Origin of the sequence: Bradyrhizobium viridifuturi (genome assembly GCF_001238275.1) — a bacterium.
GTDB lineage: Bacteria > Pseudomonadota > Alphaproteobacteria > Rhizobiales > Xanthobacteraceae > Bradyrhizobium > Bradyrhizobium viridifuturi.
The window spans coordinates 335,834-348,244 of record NZ_LGTB01000001.1 but is presented as its reverse complement, the minus strand read 5'-3'; the positions used below and the strand labels follow the sequence as shown (position 1 = coordinate 348,244).

Here is a 12,411-nt window from a genome sequence, read left to right as displayed (position 1 = left end):
ATGGTGAAAGGATGGCAACAGGCACTGTCGATTGGATGCGCTCAGCGCGCCCGACCCGACAGCCGCAGCACGAACACCAGCACCTCGGCGACGGCCTTGTAGAGCTCGGCCGGAATCTCGTCGCCGAGCTCGACATTGGAGAGCGCGCCGGCCAGCACCTCGTTCTCCTCGATCGGGATGTCGTTGGCCTTGGCGACCTCGATGATCTTGGCGCCGATCGCGCCCTTGCCTTTTGCCACCACACGCGGCGCACCGGCATGGTCGTAATGCAGCGCGACCGCGAGCTGGTTCTGCGCCTCGCTCATGATGCGCGGTCCAGGAAATGGCCGGCGCGCGCGGGCGCGGGCTGCGGCGGGCTGCCGTCGCGGATCTCGATATCGCCGGGCGTAAGCTCGGCTCTGGACAGCGCCTGGCTCAGCTCAGCGGTGCCGGCGCGCAATTGCGCGGCGGTCGAGGGCCGTTCCGCCCACATCCGCACCGAGGTGCGCTCGCCGCTCAGCGAGACCAGCGCGTGCACGGGGCCAGCCGGCTCGACGTCGAGGGTGAAGCGCGCCCGCCACACCCGCTTGGCGGCTTCGACTTCGTTGCCGCCGCCGTCGCGGGAAATCTCGAACTGCGCCATCGCCGTGCCCTGCTGGGTCAGGAACGGGATCTCGAAATTCCAGCGCGGCACCATGGCGTCGAGTTGCGCGCGCGCAGCATCGTTGTGACCCGGCAGCGAGGCGACCTGCAGCAGCGTCTGCCGCGCCAGCGCCGCGTCGGTGTTTTCCAGCAGGCGGTGCGCCGTCGCCGCGAGCGGCGCCCCCGGCGCGATCGTGGCCTCGGCGACGGCCTGTGCCGACGGTAGCGCGCCATGAAACGGCGGTGGCGGTGGGCCGCCGCGCGCGGGCAGATCGCCGGGCAGCATCTCCCGCGGCGCGGCGCCCTGCCGTGCGGGGTTGCCGAGCTCATGCAGCGCTTCCTGAATGAGATTGAGCGCACCGCCCGCGGACGGCCCGGCATCGAGCGCATCTGCGAGCGCGCCTGCGAGCCGCGTGGCGCCACGCGTGAGATCCTCGGCAACCGGCACCCGCGCTGCGGCAACAGGATTTCCTGCACGTCGAGGCTGGGCGTGCCTGATGGCACGAGGCTCGGTGCCGCTCCGGCGCTGGGCAACACCGGTTGCTGCAGCGGCGTGGACGCGGGCCTCGTGGCATCGCCGGCGCCGAGCGAGGTCAGCGCCTGGCGCAGCACGATCAGCGCAGCCTTCAGATCGGGCACGCCGCCGCTCGGCGGCGCGACGCTGGAGGCCAGCGTCGCCTCCAACAGCAGGCCGGACTTCTGGAAGCCGGCCTTGACGGCATCGCCGCTCAAATTCTCATCGAGGCCGGTCTGCTGCGCCAGCACCTGCGCGATCGCCGCCTGCAGCTTTGGCGGCAGATTGGCGGACGCGACCGCGGTGAGATTGGCAAACAGCGGGGCCTGGCTGCCCTGCACCGCCGCCGCATGCTGGGCGGTGGCGGTGATGGTGATGCGCTCGAGCGGCGTCAGCGCGGCCTTCGGCGCCGTGGCGACCGGTTGCGGCGCGGCAGTGGCGTTGGCCGCTCCCGGCGACAGTTGCACCGCATCGCCGGTGTCCGCGCCTGATCCAACCAGTTGCAGACGGATGCCGTCATTGCTCTGCGACACCGCAAGCTGCAGGTTCTGGCCCTGCTGCAGCGGCACCTCGGTCTGGACGTCGATCGACAGGCTCGCGATCGCGATCCGCACCAGATCGGCCGACAGCACCTTCAGGACCTGGGCATTGACGACGCTGCCGGCCTCGAGCGTGAGGTCCGGCGCAACGCTGCCTGCCTCGTTCGAGGCGAGCACCGGCAGCACGGGTTTGATGGCGATAGCCATGTCGGAGGTCTCGGCCAGGCGCGAGGGACGTGCCGCAGGCTAGCCCGGCGCCGTAAACCCCTCGTTAACCCGGCTTAAACTCCCGGAGGACGCTGGCGGCGGCCCTGAAATCGACCTGTCGGGCGGCGCGGCGCGCCGCGACCTCCTCGTCGACGCCCCATTTCTCGATATTCCAGTCCTCGTCGACATGGGCGGCGGCCCAGACCTCGTCCTCGTCACGGACGCCATGCGCCAGCGCCAGCGCCAGCAGCGCCGAGCCGGTCAAGGTCGTCACCATATGGAGCGCCGCGACCGGCCAGGGATCGGTCGGGAACGCGGCACGCGCCGCCCGGATCGCGGGCTCGGGCTGGCCGACATGCATGACCCCTTCGGCCATCACGAAATGGGCGCCGAGCGCATCGGCGGCCCAGAACAGGATCGGGTCCCAATGCTCGGCCTCGCGCGCCACCAGCGTCTCGGGATGACCGGCGCGGTAGAACAGCAGATCGCTGCCGAGGAATCTTGCGGCATCGTCGGCGACCTCGTCGACGCGATCGATCACCCCCTCGATCACGCTGTTGGCCAGCCGGGTCACTGGCATGGTCACGGGATCGATGGTCTCGCCCTGCGCATTCCACTCGGCCGCGGCCGCGTCGGCAATGGCGCGGGTCGGCACCACGATCGGTTTGCCGGACGGCGACCGGATCTGTTTGCCGTCGAGCGCGATCGAATAGCCGCCGCCGTCGGCCTCGGCAACGCCGGCGCTGGCGTAGAAGCGCTTGCGCTGCGGCGTGCGGATGTGGCGCCGCACCGCCTCCTGCGGATCGAGCGGGGCTTGTTCAGGGATATCGTCGAAGAGTTCGCGCATCGCGCCGGCCGGCTTTCGTTTCAAATGATTTCCCTGCAAGATATGCCAGCGGCAGAGGCAAATAAAGCTGATGGGACGCGGCAAATTCCTCGCGGGTTTCTCGCTGGTTGCGGCGGTTTTCGGAGCCGCCGCCACCGATGCCGGGTTCCGCACGCCGGAATCGCTGATCCGCAACGTCTACGCCCATTATGGCAAGGGCAGCGCCGCGTTTTCCAATGGCCTGCCGCGCGACGAGGACACCGCTCGGCAATTCTTCGATTCCAGCCTGCGCCGCGCCTGGACCGCGCTGCACGACGCGCCCTACGATTTCCTGGTGCAGAGCCCGACCTGGCGGATCGGCCCGATCTCGATCGCAACGCCGCGCCGGCAGTTCGACAAGACCGATGTGACCGTGACCTTCGACAATGAAGGCCGCGCCGTCACGCTCAACTTCATCGTCGTCAACGGACCCGACGGCTGGGTGATTGCGGATGTCGAGAGCCCGCACGATTCCTTGCGGATGTTTCTGGCGCAGTTCAGGCGGTAGTCTCACTTGTCGGCACGACCGCAGATGACAGGATCGGCGACACCGAAAAATTTTCTGTCGATTGCCTGCGCGTCTTCGTATCTCCGCAATTCAGTCCGCGAATGCGCCATCCGATTGATCGCTCAGCAGGTTTGAACATCGCGCACGCCGCTGCGTCGAAGTGCCGCAAACTCCTGTCATCTGCGCGTTAAAAACCTGCCAGATTTCGGCAACAACGCGCGGCTAGCCTCGCATCACCAAACAGAAACTTTGTCGACCATTGCGGTCGCAAGACGTGGACTGACGTCATGCAAGACGTCGGTCGTGCCCTTGCGCGCGCGTGGCGGCGTATTGGCGGGGCGGCGTGACACGACGACTTTCGACCGATTGTTGTGTCATCGCTGCAGCTTGCCTCGGGCTTGCCGCGAGCGGCATGACGACCTGGCTCGCCGCAGCAGGCGTGCAGGATGCGCCGCGCACGCAACCGGACGTTTGTACCCGGCCCGCGCCCGGAAGCGCGATCGAGGAACCCGCCGAACTGCGCAGCCGCGACGGCGTGCTCGAAACCGAGCTCAGTATCCATGACCAGAAGCTACCCGACGGAACGAGCCGCTATTGCTATCTGGCGCCGGACGGGAGGCCGTCGCCGACCCTGCGGCTGAAGCCGGGCGATCAGCTCGTCATTCATTTCAAGAACGACCTCGTCGATCTCGATACCGCAACGCCTGCGATCGACCGCCCGCTCGCCGGCGCGCCGATCTGCACGACGCGGAAGCAGGCGGACATTTGCGCGAGCGGCGCGATGACGCCGATCTCGACCAATCTGCACTTCCACGGGCTGACCGTGCCGCCGGTCTGCCACCAGGATGACGTGCTGAAGACCTCGATCCAGCCCGACGACGCGCCGTTCGACTATCGCCTGCGCATTCCCGACGACGCGGCGCCCGGCCTCTATTGGTATCACCCGCACCTGCACGGCTTCAGCAAGACGCAGGTGCTCGGCGGCGCCTCCGGCGCCATCATCATCGAAGGCATCGAGCGTGCCGATCCACAGCTCGCCGGCCTGCCCGAGCGCGTCCTCGTGATCCGCGACCAGGATCTCGTCAATCCCGACGCACCGCCGTCGAAATTCGAGCCGGTCATGACCAAGAGCCAGCTCGACAATGACGGCGACGTCGCCAACTCCGGCACCGGCTTCGGCAAGCCGTCGAAGGATCTTTCCGTCAATTTCGTGCCGGTGCCCTATCCGAACTATCCGCCGGCAAGGCTGACGATGAAGCCCGGCGAACGGCAGCTCTGGCGGGTGCTGAACGCATCCGCGATCACCTATCTCAATCTCGCGCTGCTGGTCGGCCGCGTGCCACAGCAGATCGGCATCGTCGGGCTCGACGGCGTGCCGCTGCAATTCCGGGGCAGCCCATCGCCGCCGGTGCAGTGGGTCAACCATATCGGCCTGCCGCCGGGCTCGCGCGCCGAGTTCATCGTCGAAGGACCGCCGGCCGGTGCGTCCGCCTTGCTGGTGACGCGCGCGGTCGACACTGGCCCCGCCGGCGAAAACGACCCCAACCGCGCGCTGGTCGCGATCGCGGCCTCAGTCGATGCAAGCGAGCCGCAAGCCGTGCTGCCTGCGCATGCTGAGCCGCTGCCGCCGCCGGAGCACCCCTGGGTCGGCAACGTCGCCCCGGTGCGCATCAGAAAGCTGTTCTTCTCGGAGCAGCCGGAGAACCCGAACGACCCGAACAGCCCGACCAAGTTCTTCATGACCCTCGACGGCGAGACGCCGAGACCGTTCGATCCAAACTCCGACGTGCCCGACATCACCGTGCGGCAGGGCGACGTCGAGGATTGGATCATCGAGAACCGCTCGATGGAGCTGCATGATTTCCACATCCATCAGCTCCACTTCCAGCTGCTCGACTGGTCCGGCGTCGCGGTCAACGAGCCGTTCCTGCGCGATACCGTCAACGTGCCCTACTACAACGGCCGCATGCTGAAATATCCGAGCGTGCGCCTGCGCATGGATTTTCGCGATCCCAACATCGTCGGCACCTTCGTCTACCACTGCCACGTCCTCGAGCATGAGGACGGCGGCATGATGGGACGGATCAGGGTCGTGCCACGAGACACTGCAAGTTCCACCAAGCCGCTCACTCAGCAAAAAGGAGAGCTTTAATGCGCGACAGGCACAAGTCACGTTGGCTGCAAGGTTGCCGCCTCACACTCAGCGCACTGGCGCTGGGCCAGTTCACCGCCGGCCCCGTCCTTGCACAGGACTGGGATCACCACGGCGGACACGAGACCCGGACGCCGATCAAGCACGTGATCGTCATCATCGGCGAGAACCGCAGCTTCGACCATGTGTTCGCGACCTACGTGCCCGAGCGCCGCGACCAGAGCGTGTTCAACCTGCTCTCGCAGGGCATCGTCAAGCTCGACGCCGGCAAGAATGCGATCCCCGGGCCGAACTTCGAAATGGCGCATCAGCAGGCGGCCATGGATAACGGCCCGAACGATGCGTTCCTGCTGAGCCCGCCGAAGCAGAACTTCCCCAAGGATCAGCTGCCGTCTCCGCTGGTCGGCGGCCCCAAGGTCTCCTACATCCCGAACAAGTGCGGCAGCTCGCCGATCACCACCTGCGAGGCATCGCTGGTGCTGGCGCAGCAGTCGGAATCCGGCCTGCCGTCCGAGTACTACCAGTACCTGCTCTCCGGCGGCACTGGTCAGACCTCGCAGACCCCCGACCAGCGCATCAGCAATGTCAGCACGCTGCCCGCCGGTCCGTTCCAGCTCACCAACGCGGACGGCATGCCCTACGACTCCTATTCGGCAAGCCCGGTGCATCGGTTCTACCAGATGTGGCAGCAGCTGAACTGCAACCACTCGTCGGCCAGCCGCGACAATCCATCGGGCTGCGGCGGCAATCTGTTCGCCTGGGTCGAAGTGACCGTCGCGCCGGCGCCAACGGTGCGACGCAGCCCTCGAACTTCTCCACCGACTATTCGCCGACGGCGACGACCACGGGTGAAGGCTCGACGGCGCTCGGCTTCTACAACGTGCAGAAGGGCGACGTGCCCTACTTCACCTCGCTCGCGCAGAAATACGCGATGAGCGACAACTTCCACCAGTCCGTCAACGGCGGCACCGGTGCCAACCACATCATGTTCGGCCATGCCGACATGATCTATTTCAGCGATACCTACGGCAACGCAGCCGTCCCGCCGAACGGCACGCAGGTGTTCGGCGGCACACCCGACGCCGGCATCGTCCATCAGATCGAGAATCCGAATCCGGCGCCCGGCACCAACAACTGGTACACCGAGGACGGCTACGGCGCCGGCGGCAATGGCGGCTTCGCGCCGCCCTACCAGACCAACCCGGTGTCCGGCGGCGGCTCCTACAGCGACTGCTCGGATCCGGGCCAGCCCGGCGTCAAGCCGATCCTGGACTATCTGAAGAACATCCGGATCCACCCGAATTGCGAGCCGGGCCACTATTATCTTTTGAACAACTACAACCCGGGTTACTTCGGCAACGGCAAGAACGCCTACACCGACACCAACCCGTCCAACACCCCGTTCACGATCCCGCCGTCGACCCGCAAGAGCATCGGCGACAGCCTGAACGAGCGGAATATCTCCTGGAAGTATTACGGCGACCAGTGAACAACTACGTCAACGATCCTTACCAACTCAACTGGGGCGTGGCCGGTCCGACCGCCGACGAGTACTGCAACATCTGCAATCCGTTCCAGTACGACACCTCGATCATGTCGCACCCGGAACAGGTCGCAGCCCATATCAAGGACTCGGTTGATCTGTACTCCGATCTCTCCAAGCACTCGCTGCCGGCGGTCTCGATCGTCAAACCAAGCGGCTTCACGGACGGTCACCCGTCGTCGTCCAAGCTCAATCTGTTCGAAGGCTTCGCGAAGAAGATCGTCGATCAGGTCCAGGCCTCGGACTACGCCAAGGACACTGCGATCTTCATCACGTTCGACGAAGGTGGCGGCTACTTCGACTCCGGCTACGTGCAGCCGCTCGACTATTTCGGCGACGGCACGCGTATTCCGATGATCGTGGTGTCGCCGTACGCGCGGCAGGGCCACATCTCGCATGAATATGCCGATCACGTCTCGATCCTCAAATTCATCGAGCGCAACTGGCGCCTGGAGCCCATCACCCATCGCAGCCGCGACAACTTCCCGAACCCGGTTGCGGCGCCCGGCAATCCCTATGTTCCGGTCAACAGCCCGGCGCTCAGCGACATGTTCGACTTCTTCGACTTCGACGGCGGCGGCCATCACCACCATGGTGACGGCGACGACCAAGGTGGCAACTGGAACCACTGACGAGCGCACCGCGCGACACAGACCAATCCGCCGGCCCGAAAGGCCGGCGGATTTCGTTTGCGCCGGACCGGATGTCCTTCTCCTGCGCGAGCCTGTAACCTGTCCAGTGACACCGATCCCGCCTCAATGGAATCCCGTTCAATGACGTCAATCGCCTTCCGCCCAGCTCAGCCCGCCGACCTTCCGGCGATCATTGCTCTGCTCGTCAACGACATGCTGGGGGCGCAGCGGGAGGATTCGAGCTCGCCACCCAACCCGCGATATGTCGCTGCGCTCGAAGCCATCCTCGCCGATCCCAACCAGTTGCAGGCCGTTGCGACCCTGGACGATGCGGTGATCGGCTGCCTGCAGCTCACCTTCATTCCCGGACTGGCGCGCATGGGGGCCTGGCGCGGACTGATCGAAGCGGTCCGAATTGCCGAAACGCAACGGAGCTCAGGCGTTGGACAGCAGATGTTCAAATGGGCGATCGCGCAATGCAGGGCAAGAGGCTGCGACCTCGTGCAACTCACCACCGACAAGGCGCGCCCCGACGCGCACCGCTTCTACGAACGGCTCGGATTCGTCGGCAGCCACATCGGCTACAAGTTGAAGCTTTGACGCGATTGCCGCCGGCATCGCTGCGACGCGGCCGTGCGCTTGTGGCCCATCGCGAAGTCCGGCAATCTGCACGGCACCGGAATGACGACGGGAGCCGACAGCATGCAACGCCTCTCTCTTCCGATCGCCCTGCTGACGGCCGCCTGGTTGCACGTCTCATTGCCCGCTCAAGCGGCGCCCTGCATGCTCGTCACCCTGACCGGCACGATGAGCGGGCCGGCCCTCATCAATGGCGTCGCCGGCGCCGGCACCCTCGTGCGCTACGGCGACGACAGCACCGGCTGCAGCACGACGAAGCTGCAGTTCGACGCCGGCCGCGGCACCGTTTTACGGCTGTCACAATTGAATATCGATCCAGCAGAGATCGATGCCGTGTTCTTCACCCATATGCATTCGGACCACACCGAGGGCTTTGTCGACCTCCTGCTCGCGCGCTGGAACTGGAGCTCCAGCGGAGCCAAGGTCGATGTCGTCTGCAGCAGCGATGCGCCTTCACCGCTCGGCTTCACCATGAGCTGCGGCAAGTTCTTGACACATATCGGTGATGCCTTCGTCCAGTCCGGCGAAATCGCGCAACGGGTTTCGGAGGACAAGAGACGATTGGCGGGCGGACCTGCCGAGCTCGCGCACCTCATCACGTTCGAGCCGAGCGACGAGCCGCAGCTGGTTTGGACGAAGGGCGACATCAAGGTGAGCGCGATCCGCTCGACCCACGTTGCCGGCCACGCCTCGTTCCGCGTCGACACGCCTGCCGGCAGCGTCGTGATCGGCGGCGATGCCAGCAACGACAGCCCGGCCCCGCCCCGCCCGACCTCGACATCGGCGCAAGTCGAGAAGCTGGCGCAGGGCGCCGAGGTGATCGTGCATTCGACCATGCACCCGATCATGGGTCCGGAACGCGACAGCGGCATGCCGCCCCCGGTCTACTATCGCCAGAGCCTGACACCAGACCTTGGCGCCATGGCGAAACGCGCGGGCGCCAAATACCTGATGCTGACCCATCTGGCGCCGCAGGTCGGGGCGACGCATCACGGTCCCTACAAGGTGCCTGGCGGTGCGCTGACCGAAGCCGACTACCGCAGCGCCGCCGAGGCGGGCGGCTTCACCGGCACGACGATCGTCGGCTCCGATCTCGCCACGCTGCGGCTTCCGGCTCGATAGCGCGGTCCGGATTCTGACGTGTCACTCGCGCGTGTTGGCGCAGGATCGCGAATAGGCGGCGCGATCACTCTGGTTCAATCCTGAGGCTGCGGCCTCGTCGAGGCACCGGTTGATACGGTCGCCGAACGAACTGCGCGCGGGAGCACGCAGGTTCGGCTGCGTGACCGCGTCCATCTTGGGAACCGGCGGCACCTCGATCTTGGGGGGCGGCGGTGGCGGTGGCGGCGGCGGCAGCGTCGGATTGTAGATCGAGCCACCGGGCCCGAGGATCTGCCTTTGCGCAAAGGCGCTCGCGCGCCGATGACCCAGAGCAAGGTGCAGGCAACAATCAAGGATCGCTTCATAGCCTATATCTCGTGACGGCGCGGCGCTGGTTCAAGTGATCGCCAGCTGCGTCAACGCCGCCGTTGATATGCGAGTTCCCCGGCCGGCCTTCACGGCTTCTGATAGATCACGTGACCGGCGCGGATGGTGGTGCTCACTTTCGCGAGATTGGCGACGTCGCTGAGCGGATCGCCGTCGAGCACCACGAGATCGGCGTCGAAACCCTGCTCCACCTTGCCCTTCCTTGCGGCCTTGAAGAACCGCGCCGGATTGGTCGTCAGCGACGCCAGCACCTGGCGTTCCGACAGCACGCGGTGCATCAGCTGAAATTCCTGCGTGGTGTCGTACAGCTTCGTGAAGCCGACATCGGTGCCGAACAGCACGGGACCGCCGTTATCCGAGAACTGCTTGAGCTGGTTGACGGTCGCCGCGATCAGATGGTTGGTGACGTTGGGATCGAGCACGACCGTGGTGAACAACGCCAGCGTCGGGATCAGAGCGATGTTCTGCGCCTGAACCGCGCCAGCTGCTCCGGCGTGTAGCCGCTTTCGCTCGGGTCGGTGTGCGCCATGATATCGACGCCGGCCGCGATCACCGTCTCGACACCGGTCTTGTTCTGCGGATGGGCGAACACCGGCTTGCCTTGCGCGTGCGCCACGTCGACCGCAGCCTTGGCGATCGTCGGGTCCATGTTCACGACCGGCTTGTTTCCCTTGAAGACACCGGTGAACAGTTTCACACCATCGAGATTGAGGTCCATGTAGCTGCGCGCCAGTTGCGTGGCCTCGTCCGGCGTCGATGCCTCGGGCAGCTGCATATCAGCCGGCAGATAGGCCGGATGGCCGTCCTTCGGAAAGATGCTGCCGGCGAGGAAGATGTCGGGACCAGCGACTTCTCCGGCGGCGATGCGCTTGCGCAGCGGCAGTATGTTTCGCGGATCGGAGCCGAGGTCCCAGACGGTGGTAAACCCCCATCGCGTCAGCATCTCCTGCATGTGCTGCGTCAGCGGCGCGGCCGGCGCCTCGCCGGCGAGGTGCCAGACATGCTCCGTGAAATGAACATGGCTGTTCCAGAACCCGGCAACCACGGTCTTGCCGCTGCAATCGATGACGCGAGCATCCGCAGGCACCTTGACGTCGCCGGACTTGCCGACCGCGCTGATGACACCGTCCGAGATCACGATCACCGCATCCGGCAGCGCAGCCGCATCGGCCGATGCGTAGAGCGTGCCGCCGCGGAGCACCACGGTCTCGGCATGCGCCGCCACCGAGGCGACAGCCGAGCCGACGAGGTAGAGCGCGACGCGTAGCCAGCTCCGGGTCATGGGCAACCTCTTTGACGATTGGTGCCGGCAACCGCCGGCGCGCGGCAACATAGAGGCTGTGCGCGGCGCGGTTTGATCGTTCTTGCTGTCAGCGACGGATATTGCAGGGCGGCGACCGGCCGGTCACTCCTCGGGGGCGTTCTCGATCGGGTCGAACCGGTCGGCCTCGAGCCCGAGCAGATTCCAGGATTGCAGCATGTGCGGCGGCAGCGGCGCGCTGACATCGATCACGCCGCCGCGCGGATGCGGAATCACGATGCGGCGGGCCAGCAGATGCAGCCGGTTCTGCAGGCCGCCCGGCAGCTGCCAGTTCTCCTTGTTGAAGTATTTCGGGTCACCCACGATCGCGTGATCGATATGCGCCATGTGGGCGCGCAATTGATGAGTGCGGCCGGTCACCGGCTTGAGCGAGACCCAGGCGAGCTTGGTCGCGGAGGCCTCGACCACGGCGTAATAGGTCACCGCGTGGCTTGCGCCCTCGTCGCCATGCTCGGCGATCCGCATGATGCTGTCCTCCTCGCTCTCCTCCTTGGCGAGGTAGGTCGAGATCCGGCCCTGCTTCGGCTTCGGCACGCCGGCGACCAGCGCCCAGTAGATCTTGCGCGCGGAGCGATGGCGGAACGCGCCGGTGAGGAACGATGCAGCGAAACGCGTCTTCGCGATCAGCAGGCAGCCGGAGGTCTCGCGGTCGATACGATGCACCAAGCGCGGCTTCTGCCCCTTGGCGTCGCGCATCACCTCCAGCATCTGGTCGACATGGCGCGTCATGCCGGAGCCGCCCTGCACGGCGAGACCGGCCGGCTTGTTCAGCACCAGCACGTCGTCGTCCTCGTACAGCGTCATGTCCTTCAGCGCCTGCAGCGTCTTCGCCTCGGCCTCTGAGAGCGTGCCTGACGTTTTCGGCGTGTCGAGCCGCAGCGGTGGGATCCGCACGCTCTGGCCCTCCTCCAGCCGGTCCTTGGAATCGGCGCGCTTGCCGTTGACCCGAAGCTCGCCCTTCCGGACGATGCGCTGGATATGGGAGAACGACAGGCTGGGAAACCGCGCCTCGAGGAAACGGTCGACGCGCATGCCGTTCTCGTCTGCCGTGACGACCACGGTCTGCACCTTGGTCGGCAACGGCTGCTCGGCCGCGGCCTTTGCAGGCTTCGGCGCCGCGGGTTCAGGCCGTTGCAACCGGTCGCGACGCGGCTCGGCGAAGCGTGGCGGCTTGGCGGCGGCGCGCTGCGAGAACGGGCGGTCGCCGGACTTGCGGTCGTCAGGCCTGCGGTCGTCAGGCTTGCGGCCGCGAGGCCCGGCCACCGCCTTGCCACGATCCTGATCGCGATCCCTGTCACGCCCCTTCACGGATCCCTTCGCACCTGCTTTGGCACGGTCGCGCGGCGATATGGTTCTCTTGATACGGCGGCTCATGGTGGTTT

At 66.1% G+C, this 12,411-nt stretch carries 15 protein-coding genes; 7 read left to right on the top strand and 8 right to left on the bottom strand.

Annotated elements, in window-relative coordinates:
• Positions 1 to 41: 41 nt before the first annotated feature.
• From ALC15_RS01730 to ALC15_RS01720, 4 genes are all read right to left on the bottom strand, one after another.
• The gene (locus ALC15_RS01730; protein WP_050625765.1) at positions 42 to 305 is read right to left on the bottom strand and encodes an EscU/YscU/HrcU family type III secretion system export apparatus switch protein; all 264 of its coding nucleotides are present in this window, start codon (positions 303 to 305) and stop codon (positions 42 to 44) included.
• A complete protein-coding gene (gene fliK, locus ALC15_RS45815; protein WP_244485879.1) occupies positions 302 to 673 on the bottom strand; it encodes a flagellar hook-length control protein FliK in 372 nt (123 codons plus the stop codon). The genes ALC15_RS01730 and fliK overlap by 4 nt, the downstream gene beginning before the upstream one ends.
• A complete protein-coding gene (locus ALC15_RS01725; protein ID WP_244485878.1) occupies positions 640 to 1,881 on the bottom strand; it encodes a hypothetical protein in 1,242 nt (413 codons plus the stop codon). Before ALC15_RS01725 ends, fliK begins: the two co-directional genes overlap by 34 nt.
• A 64-nt stretch (positions 1,882 to 1,945) precedes the next feature.
• A complete protein-coding gene (locus tag ALC15_RS01720; protein WP_050625846.1) occupies positions 1,946 to 2,728 on the bottom strand; it encodes an ATP12 family chaperone protein in 783 nt (260 codons plus the stop codon).
• 70 nt (positions 2,729 to 2,798) lie between these two features.
• On the opposite strand from ALC15_RS01720, the gene ALC15_RS01715 reads away from it, so the two are divergent.
• The 7 genes from ALC15_RS01715 (at position 2,799) to ALC15_RS01695 (ending at position 9,342) form a co-directional block, all read left to right on the top strand.
• Complete coding sequence (locus ALC15_RS01715; protein WP_050625764.1) at positions 2,799 to 3,254, top strand: hypothetical protein; 456 nt, start codon at positions 2,799 to 2,801, stop codon at positions 3,252 to 3,254.
• Positions 3,255 to 3,666: 412 nt separating this feature from the next.
• Entirely contained in the window at positions 3,667 to 5,406 is a 1,740-nt protein-coding gene (locus ALC15_RS01710) for a multicopper oxidase family protein (protein ID WP_094193595.1), read from the top strand.
• Positions 5,406 to 6,341 (top strand): hypothetical protein, encoded by a 936-nt coding sequence (locus tag ALC15_RS47475; protein WP_063781758.1) that lies wholly within the window; start codon positions 5,406 to 5,408, stop codon positions 6,339 to 6,341. Before ALC15_RS01710 ends, ALC15_RS47475 begins: the two co-directional genes overlap by 1 nt.
• Positions 6,287 to 6,895 (top strand): alkaline phosphatase family protein, encoded by a 609-nt coding sequence (locus ALC15_RS47470; protein WP_063781757.1) that lies wholly within the window; start codon positions 6,287 to 6,289, stop codon positions 6,893 to 6,895. Before ALC15_RS47475 ends, ALC15_RS47470 begins: the two co-directional genes overlap by 55 nt.
• Positions 6,892 to 7,581: an alkaline phosphatase family protein gene (locus ALC15_RS47465; protein WP_063781756.1), complete on the top strand. Its 690-nt coding sequence runs from the start codon at positions 6,892 to 6,894 to the stop codon at positions 7,579 to 7,581. Before ALC15_RS47470 ends, ALC15_RS47465 begins: the two co-directional genes overlap by 4 nt.
• Positions 7,582 to 7,722: 141 nt before the next feature.
• The gene (locus ALC15_RS01700) at positions 7,723 to 8,181 is read left to right on the top strand and encodes a GNAT family N-acetyltransferase (protein ID WP_050625762.1); all 459 of its coding nucleotides are present in this window, start codon (positions 7,723 to 7,725) and stop codon (positions 8,179 to 8,181) included.
• A gap of 102 nt (positions 8,182 to 8,283) precedes the next feature.
• Positions 8,284 to 9,342, top strand: coding sequence for an MBL fold metallo-hydrolase (locus ALC15_RS01695; protein ID WP_157860848.1), 1,059 nt, complete (start codon positions 8,284 to 8,286; stop codon positions 9,340 to 9,342).
• 21 nt (positions 9,343 to 9,363) lie between these two features.
• On the opposite strand, the gene ALC15_RS43980 is transcribed toward ALC15_RS01695, so the two are convergent.
• From ALC15_RS43980 to ALC15_RS01680, 4 genes are all read right to left on the bottom strand, one after another.
• Positions 9,364 to 9,534, bottom strand: a complete 171-nt coding sequence (locus ALC15_RS43980; RefSeq protein ID WP_157860847.1) for a hypothetical protein — start codon at positions 9,532 to 9,534, stop codon at positions 9,364 to 9,366.
• Positions 9,535 to 9,776: 242 nt separating this feature from the next.
• The gene (locus ALC15_RS47090) at positions 9,777 to 10,145 is read right to left on the bottom strand and encodes an amidohydrolase family protein (protein WP_050625760.1); all 369 of its coding nucleotides are present in this window, start codon (positions 10,143 to 10,145) and stop codon (positions 9,777 to 9,779) included.
• A gap of 14 nt (positions 10,146 to 10,159) precedes the next feature.
• Complete coding sequence (locus tag ALC15_RS42995) at positions 10,160 to 10,990, bottom strand: amidohydrolase family protein (protein ID WP_050625759.1); 831 nt, start codon at positions 10,988 to 10,990, stop codon at positions 10,160 to 10,162.
• Positions 10,991 to 11,113: 123 nt separating this feature from the next.
• Positions 11,114 to 12,403 (bottom strand): RluA family pseudouridine synthase, encoded by a 1,290-nt coding sequence (locus ALC15_RS01680; protein WP_050625758.1) that lies wholly within the window; start codon positions 12,401 to 12,403, stop codon positions 11,114 to 11,116.
• Between the last annotated feature and the right edge of the window lie 8 nt (positions 12,404 to 12,411).